Here is a 20,925-nt window from a genome sequence, read left to right as displayed (position 1 = left end):
TGCTTAATCGCCTGACGAGATTTGTTGCGTTAAACTCAATGATAAAAGCGCTTCAACGTGCATTTCCTTGAGAGAAAATTGATGAGTTTTTCTTTTTTCAGGGACGACTAACTATGGCTTATGTAATGGATAAATTGGCGGGGAATGGTTTTGTACAAAGGGATTAATGACAAGCTTAGCAAATACGGAATCCATACCATTCCAATATCCTTGGGATGATCAAAGTCCTGGTAGACATGTTTTATTTTTTTATAATCCTATAGAACATGTGGTTAATTATGATGATAATATTTTATGGAATATCGCGTACCCCGCACATTCATTCAGTGGCCATGTTCGCATGGATATAATAGAGCAAAATGGAAATATATATGCATGTAACAGGAGAAGGAAATGGATTTTGGAAAGGGTTTAATAACTTTGTAGGTGAGGCATACTATAACTCTAATGCCTTTCCAGATCTTACTAGAAAATTAAATAAATTAAGGCAGTTTAAAAAATGAAATTTAAAAAATTATATTTTGTTTTTATAATATTTATATCTTCTTGTAGTGAAAAGGCAAACGTGTTTCGTTTTGATTTTAAGAATAAAGAAGATATGTATGTAGTTATAAAGAGGCTTAATAAATATAATTTGGATTTAGGTTACTTTCAAGAAAATGTTAAAAGACTCGATAAGATATCAACTTCTAAACCAAAATTTTATAGGTACTATGATAAAAAGGGAGTTTATGATAAGCAAGTATCCTCAATTTTTAATCTGAGTTCGACTCCTACTTTAGAGGTTTATATATAGCTCAGCATTTGAAACGAAGCTCGAATATGAAAAATATATTGCTGGGATAAAAAAAATTGCTGAGGGGAAGCAACAGTAGACCGTGAACTCATTAAAACTAATAACGGGCATATATGATCACCCGACTAAAAACACTAAATGGAAGCCACGCTCAATCAGTAAGTGCACCACACTCTCTTCTGAACGCGAATTCATATAATAAGTGCAATTCCTAAGTTGCTTAAAAGGTGGTTACAATTGGTTTGTGAATCAATGGTAAGCGTCCAGCGAATTACACGCTTGAGGTGCCATAAGGGGGCAAGACTATTTAACAATATACAAATGGTTGAATGAGTATATCCATCGCTGAGTTGAGACACCCATAACTTAAATCTAAAATGATAATAACTAGAAATAATAATTAATAACGGACGGTCAACTAAACTATGGAAGGGACTTTGAGTGAATAGCGGTTGTTTTTGTGAGAGTTTGGCTATTGGGTGAGATATTGGAGATGATTATCGTTATGGTGAAGGGAGTGCCGGGTTACACGCAGCCCGCACGGTTTTTAGTAATACAGCAAAAGGTGATTCAGAAAAAAGTCATTCTGTTGTTAGTTATACGCAGCAGAACAATGAACAAATAAAACGATTTACGCCAAATAGCCCGACCTCGTCAACGGTTAATTCATTATCTAGTGCTGGTGACTATGGCTTTATTGCTGGGTATGTCTGGCAAGATCACAATGCTGATGGCAAAGTGAGTTCAGGTGAGCGAGGGCAAAATAAGGTTGTTGTTTATATCGATGAAAATAATAATGCACAACGTGATAAGGGTGAACGCTTCACACAAACTAATCGACTTGGTGTTTATTTTTTTATGGTATTCCTGAAGGTGAGCATATTATTCGCCAAGAGGTTCCTTTTGGATGGCGCAATGTTTCTGGGGGCGAAGGGCCTGAATTGAAAAGGGTCGTTGTTCAACATGATAATGTGCTCATCAATCCTAATATTATTGGCGGGGATGAGACCGCCGCGCAAGAATATCCTTTTATAGCTGCTGTAGGTTCGACTTGGAGTGGATCTTTCAGACAGTTTTGTGGTGGTGCCTTGGTGACTGATCGTTGGGTGGTCACTGCTGCCCATTGTTCGGTGGGGGTGAGTCCTGAAGATGTTGGTATTTTAGTGGGAACAAACAATACCACTGATGGGGCAGGACAATTTTTACCGGTCAAACAAATTTATTTGCATCCTAATTATAAAACACAGCCAACTCAACCCAATGAAGTTTTTTCTGTGGCTGCTGGATATGATATTGCGCTATGGCAGCTCTCAGGCGCGGTTGATTTAAAAGCGAGTAAGTTAAATACAGTTGCCATGTTGTCTGAAAAGGAGCGGGCTTTAGCTGAAAGTGGTGTCTTAATTAACGCGGAGAAGTTGAACGTGAAAATAATGGTTTGAAATCTTCTGGCATGTATGTCTTACAATAATAATCTAAACAAAAAGTATCCTACCTGTTGAATTAAGTCGCGCCCTTCGTATTTTTATTGCTGAAATATTGGCGAAAAATGAGACTGCTAAAACTGTTTGATTATTAAGGGGTTAACAAATATTAGATTGAACGTGCATTTTTTCAGAGAGTGTAAATCCTAAAAAGGTGTTTTATGAAATGGCCACCGGGTTGTCCTGATTCGGTAAAGCCTATTTTCTATTCGGTCCAGTCTGCATTTTTGTACTATTCTTAGGTATTAGAAAATATCATTACTCGTATTTAGTTTAGGTGTCAAATATGAATGTATCTCAATACCATTATCGTGATGGACAGTGGTTTCCTGCGTTACCTGCCAATGATTCTTCTCAATTGCTGTTGGCATTTGGTAGCCGACAAATTATTAAGTTTCCTTTTATATCACAGCAGATTAAAAATGCTTTTTCTCATGCCCAATTGATTGGATGCACGACCAGTGGAGAGATTTCATCGACTGAAGTTTATGATAATTCATTGGTGCTGACCGCAGTGAATTTAGCAAATACGCCAATCCAAGTAATCAATACCAACATTAATCACCATCAGTCAAGTTTTGAGGCGGGGCTGACCTTGGCAAAGGAGTTACCCGCTAGTCTACATGAAGACGTGTTACGATATGCTTTGGTGATTAGCGATGGACAGTTAGTCAATGGAACCGAACTGGTAAGTGGTATTAATGAAGCGCTGCCACGTGATGTTTTGGTCACGGGGGGGCTGGCAGGAGATGCTGAACGATTTTCGAAAACGGTTGTTTGGCATAATGAGCAGTGCGCATCTGGCATGATTGTTGTGTGTGGATTTTATGGCAATGCACTTCGTGTTGGACATGGCACGCTTGGTGGATGGAGTGCCTTTGGACCCAATCGAATTATAACCCGTTCCAAAGGTAATATTTTATATGAACTAGACGGTCAACCCGCGCTTGATTTATATAAAAATTATTTGGGTGACTATTCTGCCGAACTGCCTTCTTCTGCATTGAGATTTCCACTTAGTCTACAATTAGCAGAGGAGTCGGAAAGTGTTGTTCGCACTATATTGTCAATTAATGAAGACGACAAAAGTATGGTATTTGCCGGTGATATGCCAGAAGGCGCCAGTGCGAAACTGATGAAAGCCAGCAATAACAGTTTAATTGATGGCGCCAGTATTGCGGCTGTCGGTGCTGTGGAGAAATTACAAAGCGCCGAGGCTAGGCTTGCGTTGTTAATCTCTTGTGTCGGGCGACGGCTGGTTTTAAATCAGCGAACTTATGAAGAGCTCGAAGCCGTTAATGATGTGACTTCTGATGATTGTGTTAAATGTGGATTCTATTCTTATGGTGAAATTTCACCACTGTTAAAAGGAAATCACTGTCGACTGCACAATCAAACTATGACCATTACAACTTTTAGCGAAATAGTGGATGCATAAACTTTTAACTCGACAGTTGAGGCGAAAATACTTAACGTCGAATCTTCCTGATGAAATGTTACCGTTGTTAGAGGTGATTAGCGAAACTTATTTGGATTTTGAAAGGGAAAAGGTACTGGTTGAACGTTCACTTGAGCTGGTTTCAGAGGAACTTAATCAACGCAATGCGGAGCTTCGCAAAAAGCTTAAAGAGCTGGAAGCTGCGCATAAACAGTTAGCTGACTCGCTGGTTGCACTCGATGGAATTTTTAATGCAACCGGAGAAGCCATTCTAGCGTTTAATCAAAGTGGTGAGCTAGTTAGATTTAACGATAGCGCCGGTAAAATTTTACATCTTAAAGACACTGAAAATTATTATACAAGCAAGCAAATTCTTTGGTTGTTTTATAAGATCATTCAAGATCCTCATAATCTGGTGCACGAACTCAAGCGACTTATTCTCGATGGTCATGCCAATATATTTGGTGTAATTGAACTCAAAAACAAGCAGTTGTTTGAATATTATTCGACCCCACAAATACTCGACAACCATTTAGTTGGACGTGTTTGGTGTTTGAGAAATGTTACACAAATAAAAGAAAATGAAGCGCTGGTACAATATCAGGCTTTTCATGATGCGCTTACCAGCCTGCCCAATCGAATGCTTTTACTTGATAGAATTAATCACTCTATTCAACTTAGTAAACGTAATCAGGATTTTGCGGGCATACTTTTTATCGATCTCGATCATTTTAAAAAAGTAAATGACACTGAAGGTCATCAGGTGGGTGACAAGTTACTTATTGAAGTGTCAAAAAGAATTAAAGTATGCTTACGTGAGCATGATACTTTGGCTCGGCTAGGTGGTGATGAATTTGTCGTGCTGTTGGATAATATTAAAAGTCACCGAGTTGCCTCTCATACTTGTCAACGAATTTTGTCTGAGTTGACCTTGCCTTATCATTTTAATAATAAGAGCTTTTATATTTCTGCGAGTATTGGTATTAGCATGTATCCTCGTGATGATACGGAACCCTCTGAATTGATTCGCAAGGCCGACATGGCGATGTATCATGCAAAACAAAATGGGCGGTGCAGCTTTGAATTTTTTAACACCTCTCTGGAGCGTATTGCACAGTATCAGTTGGATTTGGAAAATAAGCTACGACATGCAATTGGTAACAATGAGTTAACCGTTTTTTACCAGCCACAGGTTAGTACGACTGATATGAGTATTTCCAGAATGGAAGCTTTAGTCCGCTGGTATCCACAGCAGGGTGAAGCTATTTCTCCGGCGGATTTTATTCCTGTTGCGGAGCGTTCGGGTTTGATTGATAGTGTGGGAGAAGTGGTGCTGCGTAAAGTGTGTGCGCAAATCATTACGTGGTTAAATATGGGGGTCAAAGATTTTTGTGTATCAGTAAATCTATCGGCACAACAGTTTTCTGATGTGACACTGGTGGAAAAAATTAGTCAGTGTTTAACTGAGCATCAAATCAGTGGTAAATATCTGGAGTTTGAAATTACTGAATCAATGTTGCTAAGTGATTTGGAAAAAGCCACGGGTGTATTGAATCAACTGCGGGAGTTAAATATATCCGTCGCTATCGATGATTTTGGAACGGGTTATTCCTCGTTAAAATATTTGCAAAAATTACCGTTAGATATTATTAAGATTGATCGTTCATTTATACTTGAGTTAGAGCAAAATCCCAACGAACAATCGATAGTCAATGCCATTATTTCTCTGGCGCATAGCCTTAATTTAAGAATTGTTGCCGAAGGGGTTGAGAACCCTAATGTTGTTAGCTATCTACAAGACAGGCACTGCGAGTATATTCAGGGCTTTTATTTTTATAAACCATTGGATAAACAAAAAATGACCGACTTATTGATATCGGGGGAGAAGCTTTCATTAATCAATCATCGCTAAACCTGCACTAGTCATCAGTAATGATGATTTTTTTGTCATCAATTTTCAATCATCAATTTTTAATAGCCTAAACTCAAACGGTAATGCTGCTTTTCTGAGCCTTTTGGTATCAATTAATCACATATTTTTAGGAATAATCTGAACGTATTTTATACATTGGACTAACATGTTATGTGTACTTTATTATGATAGGACTGAACCGTTAGTCATGAAAATTGTCAATTGTATGACAGGTAGAATACTCATTAATTCTATTATAATTTTATGCCCAATTTGTCCTGATAATGATTGCTTTTTCCAAAGGAAAAACAGCTGTGATTATTCCAGAGACTGTTTAAACTAAATAAGGGGAGAGAATGGTAATGTTTAAGACTTTGAGTCGTTTGATTAACTCAAAACGCTCAATTACAACGCTGATGTTGCTCATGTTGAGTTTATCGATTTCGGCAAAGGATGAGCAACCATATCGGTCAATTTTAGGTAGTTGGCAAGGAAAGTGGGATGGTATCTATCATGTTAAAATTGAAGTCGTCGCAATAGAGAAAGATAAACTTCAAGTCAATTATAGTTGGCAAGAAAAGGTGGGAGGGGCTTTTAATCAAGTCACTTACCCGGCCGAAGTATTTAACTTAAATACTATCGACTTTCATAAAGTTTCGTTAAGAGTCGATCCGGCAGATTTAAATAAGTTACTGGCTTACGGGAAATTTGATCAGTTGACTCGTATTGCCTTGTTAAGCAGAGTTGAAAAAGACTAATTAATAAACTTAAACTTAAACTTAAACTTAAACTTAAACTTAAACTTAAACTTAAACTTAAACTTAAACTTAAACTTAAACTTAAACTTAAACTTAAACTTAAACTTAAATTTAAATTTAATACTAATACTAAGCCAATTGCCATATAGTTAAAATGCCACAAAAATTTATCATTAATGGTTGAACTGATTTTGTGGCTTTCATTTTCTACTGGTATATCAAGCAATGAATTTCCACATTTAAAATCAGGGAATAATCATTAAAATAAAATTATTGATTAACCTTAAAGTAAATATTATTAATCCTTTCTTCGCACATAAAAATTAAAACAAAAGAAATAAATAATGCGTGTTCAATCTACCACTTTAGTATAATAGGCGTAACAAATTTGTGGTTTTTGTTGAGTCTTGTTTGCTGGACAACCTAAAAAAAAATTAGATAAAATGTTTTTTGTAAATTGAGTTAAAATTATCAATTTATACAACAATAAAAATCTATTAATGAGATTGCATATATAATTTAATCAATAAAAAGAGATTTCTTACAGGCAATTTTATTTAAAACCACAATTGATTAAAGGTTATTTTTGCTAGAGTTTTTAACTTAACACAATTCATGAAAAATTCATTGAGACTATTCAGTTTACAGGATAGGATTGATTCTGAATTTATAGAATTGCAAAGGATTTATAAATGTTTACACTTGACCAATTAAAAAATACGGCATCGCTTATTTATAAGACTATGTCACCAACACCTCAGTATAATTGGCCTCAGATCTCAAGCAGTACTGGTTGTGAAGTATGGGTTAAACATGAAAATCATACACCAACCACTGCATTTAAGGTGCGTGGCGGAATTAATTTAGTTAACAAGTTGGCAAATCAAGCAGAAAAAGTAAAAGGAATTATTTCAGCAACACGTGGTAATCATGGACAAAGTCTTGCTTTTGCGGGTGCGCTTCATAATATTCCTGTTATGATTGTTGTACCAGAAGATAATAGTGAAGATCAAAATCGTGCGATTAAAAGTTATGGCGCTGAATTGATTATTCACGGTAATGATTATGAAGAAGCAAGACAGTATGCCGCTAAATTGGAGCAAGAGTCTGGTTTTTTATATATCCCTCCTTTTATGCCCGAACTTGTTGAAGGCGTCGCAACTTATGCATTGGAATTTTTAACTGCAATTCAAGACATGGATACTGTATATGTTCCAATTGGAATGGGTACAGGAATTTGTGGCATGATCAAAACTCGTGACTTACTTGGCTCAAGCACTAAAATTGTGGGTGTTGTTGCAGAAGGTGCACCAGCATTTGCATTATCTTATGAAGCCGGTAAAGTGGTTACTACACCACATGCAAATACTATGGCTGATGGTGTTGCAACTCGTACACCGATGGAAGAAGCATTTGACATCATTAAATCAGGTGTTGATCGTATTGTTGTGGTAAATGATCACCAGATTTCAGAAGCAATGTATGAATTTTATCAAGGTACTCATAACTTGGTTGAAGGTGCAGGAGCATTACCTCTGGCTGCTTTGAATAAAGAAAAAGAGCAAATGGCTGGTAAAAAAGTTGGCTTGATTTGTTCTGGTGGAAATGTAGGCTTCAATCGTTTTTGTAGCTACGTTATGCCATTTTGCTAGAGTTGATTTGTAAGCTACATTGTTGATTATATTCTGTTGTCATATTCTGATGTATAGTTTACGCTAAGATTACCTTTAGCTTTATCAAAAAACTCACAGCTTAAAAACTGTGAGTTTTTGCTTTTCTAGCTCGAATACTTTTTTAACGACTAACTTTAAAGCGCGCCACCAATTGATTGAGTTGCTGTGAAAGATTTAATAGTTCTGCTGAATCAGAAGACATTTTGTCAGATGAAGTGGTTGCCAGGTATGCAACATCGTTAATCTCTGTGATGTTTTGTGCGATTTCTTCGGATACTTGATACTGTTCGTCTGCCGCAGTTGCTATTCGCGTAATCATATCGTTAATGGCCTCCACTGATTTTGCTATGTCATTAAATAATATTTGCGCGCGTTTTGACTCTTCACTGGCATCTTGTGATTGTTTTGAGCTGAGTTCCATTTTTCCTGCAACAAATTGTGTACGATCAGCGAGACTGGTGAGTACTGCATCGATTTCTTCTGTTGATTTTTGTGAGCGCTGTGCCAGTGTTCGTACTTCGTCGGCAACAACCGCAAAACCACGTCCTTGATCGCCAGCGCGCGCTGCTTCAATAGCGGCATTTAGTGCCAGTAAGTTAGTTTGCTCGGCAATTCCGCGAATAACATTCAAAATTTGAGTGATATTATTGCTTTCCCGATTAAGCTCATCCATGGCAATCGAAGATTCGCTAATGGTTGTTGATAACTGTTCAACTTTGTTGACTGCAATTTTCATTGTTCCATTTCCTTGTAATGCGGCTTCTTTAGTGTTGTTGACTTCCGTCATGGTTTCAGAACAGTTCATTGCCATATGTTGAGCGGTCGATGTCATTTCTGTGGTTGCCGTTGCGGCCTTTGCAATGGCTTGTTCCTGTTCATGGTTGCCAGCCCGCATTTGAGTAATTATTTGATTGGTGCTTTCTGATGAAAGTGATAACTGCTGCGAACAGGATTGAATATCCTTAGCCATGGTGTTAGTCGATTCAATGAATAAATTAAACCACTTGGCTAGCGCACCAATTTCGTCCTGACTTTTCACATCTAATCGAACACTCAAGTTACCTTCACCTTTTGCAATATCTTCTAACCCTTTGGAAACTTGTAAAATCGGGGCGACAATTCTGCTTGAAAAAAGTGCGCCTAAAAAGATAAAAGCTGCAACGAGTACCAATCCGATAAGAAAAATAATTCGTATTAGCCGATAGGTTGGTGAGTGGATTTCATAGGTTTCTATAATACCAATAAATCGCCATTTTAATTCAGGTGATAGATAAGAGGTAATTTCGTAAGAGGTTCCATTTTGTTCAATGCTAAAGTTTTTTTGTTGATTTGCAGCAAGCTGCTGATAAAGTTCTCCATCTAGTTCATTTAATTTTTTAAAACCGTTCTCCGGATTTTTTGCATCAGCCAAAATCGTATTATTTTCATCAATTAAAATAAGATAGCCCGTTTCACCCAAACGAATTGAGCTGATAATTTCGGTGAGTCTACTTAACGCAACGTCAACAGATTGAACACCAATAAAATTGCCTGACGTATTTGTAATTGAATGAGCGATGGATACCATTGGATCGCCAAGTGAGCCTTTATATGTGCTGGTCATAATGGCTTTTTGTGGACTGGCTTTTGCCAATTGATACCAAGGTCGTTTTCTTGGGTCGTAATTGCCAACAGGGTTTGATTCTTCTGGGGCCTGAATGTAGCCTCCACTTTCACCCCCCCATGTAGACATAAAGTAAATCGTTATGAGTTTGTATAAAGGTTAAATAAGCGGCATGAATTGCTGCTTCTGCTGGACTGTTAGTTCTGGCATTCGCTTGCTTAGGTGAGCCAATGTAATTGGTGATTTCTAACGGGACATTTTTTACTGCGGGCATTTCCGAAAGAAAGCGTACGTTTTTCCTGACTTGATCAAAAAAAGCGTTAAAGGCATTGTTTATCTGGTGAATTTCTTTTTGGGTATTTTCAATGAATCCATCATATGATTGATTGATTGTTTTGAAAGCCATAACAATACAAATTATGATTATTGGTGTGATAGTGGCAACTGTATAAGTAGCGATTAATTTACTGCGTATTTTCATTGACTTACTCATTGCTATATTTAGGCGCTTGTGTGACTTCCTTATAATAGTTTTGGCTAACTTTGCTTTCCTGAATTAATAAGTATAGTGGAGAATAAAAAACCTAATAAAATTTCTTTATGAGATTTTAGGGAAGGAAGGTAGGTTTGTTCAGCGTAAAATGATTTACCTAATTAAGCTAGGTAAAATCTTGTGTGAAAATCTAACGTTCAAGTGTAATGACTATTGGGCTAAAACTTGGTGAGCATGTTGAATAATTAGGTTTGATGCATCACGGAAAATACCTTTGCTTAATATCCAAAAGTGCCAGTAAAGAGTTTGTTCAAAATATTTATCTGGCATAATATTTAATAAAATATCTTGTTCTAAATATTGTTTCACTTGTATTTCAGGAGCGATGCAATAGGCCAGATCTTTGAGTGCCATATCGATAAATGCTTCAGAGGAACGCACAATATGACAGGGGTAGTCGCCAGGTTGCAGAGCAAAGTGTTGGTGAATAAAACGAAAATGCATTTCGTCATCTTTATCAAAAGTGACTGCGGGAGCACGTTTTAAAGTGTTTCGATTAATCCCGTTACTGAAATAGTATTGATAAAACTGTGCTGATGCCACCATGATATAATTCATTTTACCCAGTCGAACGGCTTGAAAGTTGGGCAAGGCTTTAGAGGAAAGGCTGACTGCACCAAATGCCTCGCCTGATTTCAATCGGTTGGTTGTAAGCGCTTCATTAGCAATGATCATATCCAGTTCAATAGGATGCTTTTTTAGAAGTGGACTTAAAGCGTCAAGAAACCAGGTTGCCAGAGAGTCGGCATTTAAAGCAACAGCAAGCTTTGTGGGTTGAGTCGGAATGTCTGGGAGTATTTGCTGTAACAAATTTTTTTCAAGTTGATGGACTTGTTGATAGTGAGCGATTAGATGTTCACCAATAACGGTGGGTTTAAGCGGTTTAGCCCGAACTAACACTGGATGACCAAGCAAATCTTCCAGTTGTTTTATCCGCTGAGAAATGGCCGATTGTGAGAGACACAGTTGTGCTGCGGCTAATTCAAAATTTTGATACTCAATTACTGTGGATAAAGCTTGTAGCAGTTTATAGTCAATATTCATTGAGTCTATTTTTACCAATCTCTAGCAAGTGACTTGCTCAAAGCCTTGCAATTAAAACCTTGTGGTTATAGCGAATATAAGCGTGCAGCGAGATAATAGCTGTGGCCTGCGATATATCCATTTGGAGCAATTTTGACATTTTATTTGATATTAGTATATCTAATTATTAATTAAAAATATTAATTTTACTTAATATTTGTGTCTGATTAAGCTGATGTTTTATTGAATTGATGAGATTAATCAACCATGTTTGCTACGGTTGTAAAAGGTTTTTTTCTGGGGCTGAGTATGATTATTCCTATTGGCGCACAAAACACATTTGTGTTAAATCAGGCGTTAAAAAGAAATTACCCTTTTTTAGTGGCTGGCATTTGTGTGGTGTGTGATATTTTTTTAGTTATTATTGGTGTATATGGTGGCGGGATTATTTTTAACCAAAGCCAGCTATCACTAAATTTATTAACTTGGGGAGGTATATTTTTTCTCACCGTTTATGGTTCTATGGCGCTAGCCGACGGCATTAAAAAATACCGCACTCTATTACCCAAAACGCAGATTGAAGATGAGGTTGGTAATATTATCGTTGAGTCGTTACCTCCGCGAAAAAAGCCGTGTTTAACAATTATATTTGGCGCACTTGCGGTAACTTTATTAAACCCGCATGTATATTTGGATACGATAGTGATTTTAGGTAGTGTTGGAAATCAATATACGATGGATATGCGCGGTGCGTTTGTTGCAGGGTGTATCATTGCGTCAATCAGTTGGTTTTACGCTTTAACATATGGTGCAATCAGATTAGCCGACTATTTAATTCGACCCAAGGTTCAAGTCGGTATCGATATTGTGGTGGCTTTAACGATGTGGATGATTGCTTTTAGTTTATTGAATCAGTGGGCAAAATAAAGTGGTAACAGAGGAATGACAATGCGTGATTTTGAATTAGAAACTTACTTTTCTCGATGGGAATTTAATGCCAAATATAATCTTGCTGCATCCGATGCCGAAAGTTTATCGATAGCTTCTTTACTTTCAATGGCTGGTGATGATGCTGAGCAGGCACTCATGTCGCAATGGTTAGGATACACTGAAACCTGGGGGGCACCTCAACTACGCGAAAAAATTGCGCTCACTTATCACTCACTGAGTCAGCAAAATATTTTATGCTTTCACGGCGCAGAAGAAGGGATTTATACGGCGATGCGCGTATTGCTGCGTCCTGGTGATCATGCCATTGTGATCGTACCTAATTATCAGGCTGCAGAAACGATACCGCTAGAAGTTGCTAATGTGACTGGCGTTGCATTAGATGCTGAGCAAAACTGGGCGCTCGATTTAAATCAGGTTGCTGATGCTATTCAACCAAATACAAGACTCATCTCAATTAATTTTCCGAATAATCCGACGGGGCATATTATTTCTCGAGACACATTAGATCAACTGGTTAGTCTTTGTCGGGAAAACGAAATCTTTTTATTCAGTGACGAAGTCTATAGACTGCTTGAGCTGGATGATACCAAGCGGCTGCCACAAGTAGCCGATATTTATGAGCTAGGTTTTTCATTAAATGTTATGTCTAAAGCTTATGGACTACCGGGATTAAGAATTGGTTGGATTGCTAGTCAGCAGTTTGACTGGTTACAGAAAATGGAGCGTTATAAACATTACTTGTCCATTTGTAATTCTGCGCCAAGTGAAGTTCTCGCAGATATTGCATTAACCCATGCGGATAAAATCTTGCAGCAGAACCGTCATATTATTCGTGAAAACCTATTGATTCTTGATGCATTTTTTAAACAATACGAACAATGGTTTGAGTGGCAGATGCCTGATGGTGGCTGTATTGCATTTCCAAAATATCTGGGAAGCGATGGTGCCGATTCATTTTGTGAGTCCTTAGTTAAACAAAAAAGTGTGTTGTTACTGCCCGGCAAAGTCTATCGCTCTGATTTACTTACAACACCGACGTCACATTTTCGCATTGGTTTTGGTCGAAAAAATTTGCCCCAAGCGCTTGATTTGCTCACACAGTTTATCGACGCAAAATAGCAATTATGATTTGCCACCAAGTTGCTGTTTAATTTTATCTGCAATACGAAATGCATTGGCATAAATTGTCCAAGTGGGGGTGATGCTGCCGCCATTCGGCATAAAACTGCCATCGGTTACAAAGACATTGTCTGTACCATGAACGCGACAATCACTGTCAAGTGCCGATGTTTTCGGATTTCGCCCAAAGCGCAATCCACCGGCAATTAAATTAGATGTCGGTGAAGTAAATGCGTTGCCATAATAATTTTGGGCGCCCATTTTTTTCATGACTTCAACCCCTTTGTCTACGATATATTGAGCAACTTTCAAATCGTGAGGATGATATCCGACTTTTACTCGGGCCACGGGCGAACCCCATTTATCTTTTTCTGTTGCATCAAGACTGACATGGCAATTATCGGTCGGTAGCCAGTCACAAAATACTTCAAATTTAAAATCTTTTGATTGGGTGAAATGGGATTTCAGTCGTTGTTTAAAAGGGCTGCCCCATAGGAGTTCGTCATTATTACCCCATTTTAAATTATTGGCTTCTGCCGTTGGAGAGGGAGGATCGAACACAAAGTCGATAGTGCCACCTTTAATCCTTTTTCCAAATGCCTTTTTATCATCAATAAAATACCAATCTTGTAGTGCGCGATTAAAAAAAGGGCCTCGTACTTTTAAGTCGTTAGCTTGTGAGCTATTGAGTTGGCTCAAATCAAATATGCCGTGTCCTGTGCCTCCTGCACAACAGTGGAGATTCTTGCCGATTTGTTGGTAGCGATTTCCAATGCCTTGTGGATGTTTTGGACCGTAGGAGCTAAGCAACAGGCGACTTGATTCCATTGAATAACATGCGACGGCAACTATTTTGGCTCGAATTTGGTGAGTATTTCCTTGTTGGTCAAAATAATCCACCGATGTGGCATTGCCTTTTTGATCTGTATTGATTTGATAGGCTTTAGCTTGGGTAATAATCTGACAATTGTCCAGATGTTCAATCTGGTTAAGTAAGGCTGCTCGTGAACTGCCTTTTGCCCCTGAACGACAGCCATAACTGCCACAGTAACCCGAGTATTCACAACTGCGGCGTTCGTTCACCGGTTCAGATAAAATGGCTCGGGCCATTGGAAGTGGATGAAAACCCAGTTCACTGGCTGCTTGATCAAACCATTGAGCGATTGGATGTTCGTTGGTTGGTGGATGTGGAAAATCGGCCGTCGAACGGGGTTCTAGATTGGGATGTTTTACGACTTTTCCTGACACCCCAATGACTGACTCTACCTTGGTGTAATAAGGTTCTAAATCATCATAGCTGATAGGCCAGTCGGTCAAGTTAGCGCCTTCTATTGGACCAAATTCTGATAGCAGTCGAAAGTCTTCGGGTTTTAAGCGGTGAAAGTAACCACTCATAAAATTACTTGCGCCTCCGACAATATTTCCGCCCCAAAACTCATCGGTGGGATTTTCATTCCATCCATCACTATCCGGTTCGACCAATATGTGGCGTTCCTCGGCCATTTTTGAGCGAAAAACGCCGCGCCGGGTAAGCATTTCATCTTTTTTAAAATCTGATTCCCGATACCAGTGGCCTTTTTCTAATACCACAACATGATAACCGGCTTTTGCTAATTCATAAGCAATCGGACCGCCGCCAGCGCCGCTGCCAATGACGCAAATATCAACGGTTTTAACGGAATCTGATTTAGAGTCTGATTGAGAGTCTGATTGAGAGTCTGATTGAATTGTCATCGATGCGGTTCTCTATAAGTCTGTACAGAATACAAAATGTGAAATATTAAAGTCTAAGATAGGTATTAAACGCTAAGTAGAGCTGAGCAGAAAAACGGTGTCTCAAGTAAAGTCTTTAAACGTTTTTCCCGGTTCAGGGCGAGGAAAACCTGCTTGATGTTGCAACCATTGCCAGCCAATTTGATTGGTATTACCGCCATAAACCGGATCGAGCAATAGTGCTTCGGTTAAATAATATAGTAGTAATGATAACCAGTTTTTCCCTGCCTGAGACGCTGCTACCGCCTCGATCGCTTGGTGTTGTTGTTGATGTGAGAGTTGAATGAATTGCCGCTGCTCAGTTTGCTGCGCTAAATCATCAAGCCACACTACGCCTTGTTGAATAAATTCAGGATCGCCATCGTCGATATTTTTGGGATCGTTTAGCGCCCATTCAAGATAACCAAACGCATTAATCTCTTTAGCACTTGGGCCGTTGCCATCGTCTGGAAATAAATGCATTTGAACCTGTTGCAAAGTCATTTGTTGATGCCGGGTGAACAATGATTGGTTGAGGGGTGTATTAGGTTGATGGTCAGAAAGTAGGTTATGGTTCAGTGTTGGTTTACATGCTAATAATCCGCCCAACAAACTCGCTGCAATACTGGTTTTTAGAAAATCACGACGACTATATCCACTCGCTAGTGGGCCACGGTAACCCGGAAATCGCTGTACTGGTGAGATATGTGTCTGAATCCTTGCTGATTTTGTTTGCGATCCTGCCGCTTGCTCCGTGTGTTTGTTAACAAATGTCCTTTCGACCTTAGATGAAACATGTTTTCGCATGATTTTTATCCGGATTAACTGATTAACAGGTTTTGAGGTTTTGCTGGCAGCTTGTGTTTGGCTTTGCAACTACCTCAATATTTTCAGATGAACGCCATTTTTCGAGGTGATTGGTAATGTCCAGTGGAACATTATCTCTATGTAAAATGGTACCGTTAATATCAATAATAAACTCGGTTGGCGTTCCCCATACGCCATATAAATCTGTGACTTTTTTTCCATGATCAAATGCTAAAGGGTATTCAATCGCAAAGCGCTGCTTAAATTCGGAGGCTTGTTCAAAACTATCTTTTAATGAAGTATTAATGGCTATCACTTGGATGTCTTTATTGAATTCCTGGTAAGTACGCTGGAGATGTGGGATTTTTTTCATACAAAAAGTACACCAGGTGTTCCAGAATATTAGATAAACGGGTTTTTCGCCTTTAAAATCACTGAGTTTAAAGGTTGTACCATCCATTTGAGTGATTTGAAAGTCAGGGGCAACTGCGCCTTCTCCAGGGGTATCCTCTTCTGCATTAGGTATTGTTGTCACACCAAACAACAGGAAAAAAATGATAAGATTAATTTGTAATTTATTCACTTAAACCTCTGGTTCAATTGATAATATGATTAACTTTCCAGTTTAAAGAGTGAATTGGCCGGAAAGTTGTTACAGATTTTGCCTGGTATTTTTTCTTAAATTTTAATTATTATCTTATTTAAATTGTGGCGAATATATTGAACTAATAGCTTCAATATCATTTAAATTTAATCTATTTTTCAATAAGTTACTACTTTGATTAGACACGTTATCACTGAGACTTGGCTGTTGGCAATATTTTTTAGCGCTATTAAGTTGGTCGGTTAAGTATAAAGTTACTATCTATTCAAAGGGTAGTGTAGAATAGACTTAATTTTGTTAAGGAATATTTATCTATTGTTATTTCCGCAAGTTGTTAATCAGATCACTTCACAAGTTTCTCTCAAGGCACTAAATACTTTTGCCATAGATGCGCTTGCTGAACATTTTTTAATTATCGATCATACCGCGAATTTTGAAGTGTTATTACCTCAAATTCAATCCTTTGAAGAACGTCTTATTTTAGGTGGTGGTAGTAATGTGCTGTTTGTTAGTGATTTTTCAGGACTAATCATTTTTCCACAATTTTTTGGTGTTGAGATTATCAGTCAAACGGATGTTTCTGTTGAAATTGCCGTTGGTGCTTCAGAAAACTGGCATCGATTGGTCGAAATGACCGTTCAAAATGACTGGTTTGGATTGGAAAATCTTGCTCTTATTCCAGGTACGGTTGGCGCTGCACCTGTACAAAATATTGGCGCATATGGCGTTGAGGTAAAACAAGTGATTACATCGGTTGAGGGAATTGATCTTGAGTCAGGTCTGCCGATGAGGATGGAGACGATTGATTGTAACTTTGGTTACCGGGATAGTTTATTTAAGCAGCATCCTGGGCGATACCTGATTTCAAAAGTGTGTTTGCGATTATCTAAGCAACCAAATTTGTGTTTAAGCTATCCACCGCTGAAAAATCATTTTCAAGGACAAGTCAATATTCAGCCTCTCGAGGTTATGCAAAAAGTCTGTCAAATCCGCAGCGCAAAGTTACCCGACCCTGGCCAATTGGCAAATGCCGGCAGTTTTTTTAAAAATCCGATCGTGAGTTTGCAATGCTATGCACAATTGCTTGAGCAATTTGACGATATAGTAGCGTACCCTGTTGAGGGGGGGATGAAGCTGGCTGCCGGTTGGTTAATTGAAAAAGCCGGTTTAAAAGGTGTTCGTTCAGGAAATGTTGGTGTACATGCTCACCAAGCATTGGTCATCGTGAATTATGCCGCAGATAACGGCTTTGAGGTCTGGAGAATGGCCGAGATGATCAAACAAAAGGTTGAGCAGATATTTGGGGTAAAACTGGAACCTGAAGTTAGCATTATTGGTGAGGTCTCTAATCTATGAATAGCGGAAAAGTAGTGAGCACCAGCGAAAGAATTGAAAAGTTGCTACGGCTCTTGGCTGATGGGAGATTTCACTCTGGTGAAGATTTGGCACAACAGCTAAGCGTTTCTCGTACGGCGATCTGGAAATTAATTCAGAAAATTGAATCGTGGCAAATTAATATTTTTTCTGTTCGTGGAAAAGGGCATCAGATTTCAGGTGGATTGCGTCTACTGGATAAAGACTTGTTGACGCAAAGTCTAAAGAATAATAAATATTTCAAGCAAATAGATGTATTAACCAGTGTTGATTCAACGGCTGACTACATGGCTAGACAATGGCGTCTATCGCCAGGGGTTGGGCGGGTTTGTGTGGCGGAACATCAAACTGCCGGACGCGGTCGCAAAGGGCGTTCGTGGATCTCTCCCTTTGCGGCTAACCTGTATTTTTCAATTGGTGTCGAATTACCATTGGGGTTGAGTGCGCTGGGAGGGCTGAGTCTGGCAATCGGATTAAGTATGGTACAAACAATTAATCAGCTTGCAGAAACGCCTGTAAAAATTAAATGGCCAAATGATTTACTGGTTAATCATCAAAAAGTTGCTGGCATATTGGTTGAAGCGAATGGCGAAAGTCATGACACTAGTTTTTTGAATATTGGTGTCGGGATTAACTGGGATATGCAACACCAGCAAGGAGAGCCCATAGATCAACCTTGGGCTAATTTAAAGCCACTATTGGTAAAATCAGTTACTCGAAATGAATTGCTCGCTAAACTTTTAGTTGATTTAGATGAGACACTTAATATTTATCAACAACAAGGATTTGAGCCTTTTTCTTCTTTGTGGCCTGCTTTGAGTGCCGTCTACCAACAACCTGTCCATATCATCACCCCACAGGATACATACAGTGGTACAGAGGCGGGGATTGAATCAAATGGTGCGTTAAGACTGGAAACTCCTCAGGGGATAAAAATATTCCATTCGGGCGAAGTCAGTTTGCGCAAAGTATTAGACTAAATTGATTATTTGGCTAGCCAGTTGTCCTCAGTATATTGCTTAAAGATGAGGTTAATTTGTCTGATGAAGAAGATGGTTAATAGGAGAGTTGCATGTATTTGTTGATTGATTGGGGCAATACCAATTTAAAATACATTGTTTCAGATTCACTTTGTTCCAAAGTGCTTCAATCAAAACCTGTTGAACGACTTACCCAGATTGAGTCGTTAATTGAACAATTATCGGCGCAACCAATACACCAGGTATTGGTTTCATCTGTGCGCAGTGACGAGGAAAATCTGAGGCTTAAACAATTATTACTCAGTCATCTCCAATTGATATCAGATGTGACGGTTGAAGATAACAATTCACGTATTTATTTTGCACAAACGAGTTATCAGGCCTGCGGTGTCAAATGTGCTTACGCTGAACCTTCGCTGTTGGGTATCGATCGCTGGCTATCGATTATTGCTGCTAACCAGCGACAGCAAAATATTGCCCTGATTAGTGTTGGTACTGCTTTGACTCTTGATGTTTTGACGCCAGATATTCATTTAGGTGGCCATATTCTTCCTGGTCGAGAGCTCATGTTTCAAAGCCTTTTGCATACAGATAGAGTAAGGGCGCATAGTGAATTAGAGCATGGTGTAAAAGATCCTCGAGTCTTATTGTTGGGCAAATCAACAACGGAGTGTGTTCACTTGGGTATTGACGCAATATTCTGGGCATATTTATCTGAATCAATTGATAAACTGCAGAATCAATATAATATTCAAGAATATTTGATTACTGGTGGTGGCGGAGAATATTGGTTAAACCAATTATTGACGAAGAATATTACGATTGAATATCGTGCAACGCTAGTATTCGAGGGGTTGGCATTGTTGTATAAGGAACACTTCAAAGAGTATCGCTGCGAAAAATAATATTTCAAACCCAAGGAAAATATCTAAGTAGGCGCCCAACTAGGCGTATATCTATTAGACAACCCAAAGAATTATTGGTGAAATATTGATTAGTTCATCTAAAAGCTGATTTTAACAAGAATAATTTAGAACAAAAAATGAGCGCTGCGTGCATTGAAAAATTCTTTAAAATCAAAATCTTAATATTGTTAATTAAAAAAAATAAAAAAAAAACCAAAAACCCATTGATCATTTAGAAATAACTATTTAGAATTCGCGTCCCTGCTTGAGTACAGACACTCATTCAGCGGAGAATTGCCGGTTTAGCTCACTTGGTAGAGCAACTGACTTGTAATCAGTAGGTACCCAGTTCGATTCCGGGAACCGGCACCAGATTGCAATGGGGTGTTTACTATAACACCCCATTATCTTATCAGGCACAGTGATCAATATTTTTGCATTAATAACAGATGCTAGGTGATAAGAAACAAAAGAATAAAGAGTTGCAAAGTTTTACAATTTGTCTTGATTTTTAGGGGTTTAATTGTCAGAATTCGCGGCTCAAAATAGCAAGGCCAAAAGGTTGGTTGCTATAAAAAATTTGGAGGGGTTCCCGAGTGGTCAAAGGGATCAGACTGTAAATCTGACGCGCGAGCTTCGGTGGTTCAAATCCACCCCCCTCCACCAAATTAACAAGTACGGGCTATTAAATATGCTCCACAAGTAGCATGCTGGTGTACTTTAAAGTTTTGTTTGTCGAAGAGTAATGTAGGTTAGCGATATTCAATCTACGTACGGCGGGTATGGTACAATGGTAGAACCTCAGCCTTCCAAGCTGATGATGCGGGTTCGATTCCCGCTACCCGCTCCAGTTCGAACAAAGCGCCGATATGGCTCAGTTGGTAGAGCGCACCCTTGGTAAGGGTGAGGTCACCAGTTCGACTCTGGTTATCGGCACCACTTTTTCTACCCGGATCAATTGAACTTGTTCCGGGTTTAACTATGTTTATATGATTACTACAGCATCATGCTCAAATGGTCGGTTAAGCATAGGCTGGTATTAATATTATTTGCTTAAACTCTTTTTGGAGGCATTTATGTCTAAGGAAAAATTTGAACGAACCAAACCCCATGTCAATGTAGGAACCATAGGACACGTTGACCATGGGAAAACGACATTGACAGCGGCGATGTGTACCGTTTTATCAAAAGAGTTT

18 protein-coding genes and 4 tRNA genes are annotated in these 20,925 nt (G+C 38.7%); 16 read left to right on the top strand and 6 right to left on the bottom strand.

Features of this window, described 5'->3' with window-relative positions; genetic code table 11:
• The first annotated feature begins 371 nt into the window (after window positions 1-371).
• The 6 genes from ABVT42_RS20770 to ABVT42_RS20745 all read left to right on the top strand — a co-directional run bounded on the left by ABVT42_RS20770 (window position 372) and on the right by ABVT42_RS20745 (window position 8,037).
• The gene (locus tag ABVT42_RS20770; RefSeq protein WP_353897841.1) at window positions 372-503 is read left to right on the top strand and encodes a hypothetical protein; all 132 of its coding nucleotides are present in this window, start codon (window positions 372-374) and stop codon (window positions 501-503) included.
• Between the two features lie 1,234 nt (window positions 504-1,737).
• Window positions 1,738-2,235 carry a S1 family peptidase gene (locus ABVT42_RS20765; protein ID WP_353897842.1) on the top strand — a complete coding sequence of 166 codons (498 nt, stop codon included), beginning with the start codon at window positions 1,738-1,740 and terminating at the stop codon, window positions 2,233-2,235.
• A gap of 328 nt (window positions 2,236-2,563) precedes the next feature.
• Window positions 2,564-3,715, top strand: coding sequence for an FIST signal transduction protein (locus ABVT42_RS20760; protein ID WP_353897843.1), 1,152 nt, complete (start codon window positions 2,564-2,566; stop codon window positions 3,713-3,715).
• The gene (locus ABVT42_RS20755; RefSeq protein ID WP_353897844.1) at window positions 3,708-5,627 is read left to right on the top strand and encodes a putative bifunctional diguanylate cyclase/phosphodiesterase; all 1,920 of its coding nucleotides are present in this window, start codon (window positions 3,708-3,710) and stop codon (window positions 5,625-5,627) included. Before ABVT42_RS20760 ends, ABVT42_RS20755 begins: the two co-directional genes overlap by 8 nt.
• A gap of 362 nt (window positions 5,628-5,989) precedes the next feature.
• Window positions 5,990-6,385 carry a hypothetical protein gene (locus tag ABVT42_RS20750; RefSeq protein ID WP_353897845.1) on the top strand — a complete coding sequence of 132 codons (396 nt, stop codon included), beginning with the start codon at window positions 5,990-5,992 and terminating at the stop codon, window positions 6,383-6,385.
• Between the two features lie 692 nt (window positions 6,386-7,077).
• The gene (locus ABVT42_RS20745; RefSeq protein ID WP_353897846.1) at window positions 7,078-8,037 is read left to right on the top strand and encodes a threonine dehydratase; all 960 of its coding nucleotides are present in this window, start codon (window positions 7,078-7,080) and stop codon (window positions 8,035-8,037) included.
• Window positions 8,038-8,179: 142 nt separating this feature from the next.
• On the opposite strand, the gene ABVT42_RS20740 is transcribed toward ABVT42_RS20745, so the two are convergent.
• From ABVT42_RS20740 to ABVT42_RS20730, 3 genes are all read right to left on the bottom strand, one after another.
• Window positions 8,180-9,790 carry a methyl-accepting chemotaxis protein gene (locus tag ABVT42_RS20740; protein ID WP_353897847.1) on the bottom strand — a complete coding sequence of 537 codons (1,611 nt, stop codon included), beginning with the start codon at window positions 9,788-9,790 and terminating at the stop codon, window positions 8,180-8,182.
• A complete protein-coding gene (locus ABVT42_RS20735) occupies window positions 9,771-10,142 on the bottom strand; it encodes a hypothetical protein (RefSeq protein ID WP_353897848.1) in 372 nt (123 codons plus the stop codon). The genes ABVT42_RS20740 and ABVT42_RS20735 overlap by 20 nt, the downstream gene beginning before the upstream one ends.
• A gap of 222 nt (window positions 10,143-10,364) precedes the next feature.
• Window positions 10,365-11,258, bottom strand: coding sequence for a LysR family transcriptional regulator ArgP (locus ABVT42_RS20730; RefSeq protein WP_353897849.1), 894 nt, complete (start codon window positions 11,256-11,258; stop codon window positions 10,365-10,367).
• Window positions 11,259-11,504: 246 nt separating this feature from the next.
• Between ABVT42_RS20730 and ABVT42_RS20725 the strand changes: the two genes are divergently transcribed.
• Window positions 11,505-12,164 carry a LysE/ArgO family amino acid transporter gene (locus ABVT42_RS20725; RefSeq protein ID WP_353897850.1) on the top strand — a complete coding sequence of 220 codons (660 nt, stop codon included), beginning with the start codon at window positions 11,505-11,507 and terminating at the stop codon, window positions 12,162-12,164.
• A gap of 21 nt (window positions 12,165-12,185) precedes the next feature.
• On the top strand, window positions 12,186-13,307 hold the full coding sequence (locus ABVT42_RS20720) for an aminotransferase class I/II-fold pyridoxal phosphate-dependent enzyme (protein WP_353897851.1): 1,122 nt from the start codon (window positions 12,186-12,188) through the stop codon (window positions 13,305-13,307).
• 3 nt (window positions 13,308-13,310) lie between these two features.
• On the opposite strand, the gene ABVT42_RS20715 is transcribed toward ABVT42_RS20720, so the two are convergent.
• The 3 genes from ABVT42_RS20715 to ABVT42_RS20705 form a co-directional block, all read right to left on the bottom strand.
• On the bottom strand, window positions 13,311-15,041 hold the full coding sequence (locus ABVT42_RS20715) for a GMC family oxidoreductase (RefSeq protein WP_353897852.1): 1,731 nt from the start codon (window positions 15,039-15,041) through the stop codon (window positions 13,311-13,313).
• Between the two features lie 102 nt (window positions 15,042-15,143).
• A complete protein-coding gene (locus ABVT42_RS20710) occupies window positions 15,144-15,866 on the bottom strand; it encodes a gluconate 2-dehydrogenase subunit 3 family protein (RefSeq protein ID WP_353897853.1) in 723 nt (240 codons plus the stop codon).
• Between the two features lie 22 nt (window positions 15,867-15,888).
• Window positions 15,889-16,449, bottom strand: a complete 561-nt coding sequence (locus ABVT42_RS20705; RefSeq protein WP_353897854.1) for a peroxiredoxin family protein — start codon at window positions 16,447-16,449, stop codon at window positions 15,889-15,891.
• A 336-nt stretch (window positions 16,450-16,785) separates the two neighbouring features.
• On the opposite strand from ABVT42_RS20705, the gene murB reads away from it, so the two are divergent.
• From murB to ABVT42_RS20665, 8 genes are all read left to right on the top strand, one after another.
• Window positions 16,786-17,826 carry a UDP-N-acetylmuramate dehydrogenase gene (murB, locus tag ABVT42_RS20700; protein ID WP_353897855.1) on the top strand — a complete coding sequence of 347 codons (1,041 nt, stop codon included), beginning with the start codon at window positions 16,786-16,788 and terminating at the stop codon, window positions 17,824-17,826.
• Window positions 17,823-18,824, top strand: coding sequence for a bifunctional biotin--[acetyl-CoA-carboxylase] ligase/biotin operon repressor BirA (gene birA, locus ABVT42_RS20695; protein WP_353897856.1), 1,002 nt, complete (start codon window positions 17,823-17,825; stop codon window positions 18,822-18,824). The genes murB and birA overlap by 4 nt, the downstream gene beginning before the upstream one ends.
• Before the next feature lie 92 nt (window positions 18,825-18,916).
• The gene (locus ABVT42_RS20690) at window positions 18,917-19,729 is read left to right on the top strand and encodes a type III pantothenate kinase (RefSeq protein ID WP_353897857.1); all 813 of its coding nucleotides are present in this window, start codon (window positions 18,917-18,919) and stop codon (window positions 19,727-19,729) included.
• Window positions 19,730-20,025: 296 nt separating this feature from the next.
• A tRNA-Thr gene (locus ABVT42_RS20685) sits at window positions 20,026-20,101 on the top strand.
• Between the two features lie 210 nt (window positions 20,102-20,311).
• Window positions 20,312-20,395, top strand: a tRNA-Tyr gene (locus ABVT42_RS20680).
• Between the two features lie 110 nt (window positions 20,396-20,505).
• Window positions 20,506-20,579: transfer RNA gene (locus ABVT42_RS20675), tRNA-Gly, on the top strand.
• Between the two features lie 13 nt (window positions 20,580-20,592).
• A tRNA-Thr gene (locus ABVT42_RS20670) sits at window positions 20,593-20,668 on the top strand.
• Window positions 20,669-20,805: 137 nt separating this feature from the next.
• On the top strand, window positions 20,806-20,925 hold a 120-nt coding region (locus ABVT42_RS20665), incomplete at its 3' end, for a GTP-binding protein (RefSeq protein ID WP_367024354.1).

Origin of the sequence: Aliikangiella maris, from assembly GCF_040719265.1 — a bacterium.
Taxonomy (GTDB): Bacteria; Pseudomonadota; Gammaproteobacteria; order Enterobacterales; family Kangiellaceae; genus Aliikangiella; species Aliikangiella maris.
Note: the sequence above shows the minus strand (reverse complement) of the source record. Positions and strands in the feature narration are given on the sequence as shown.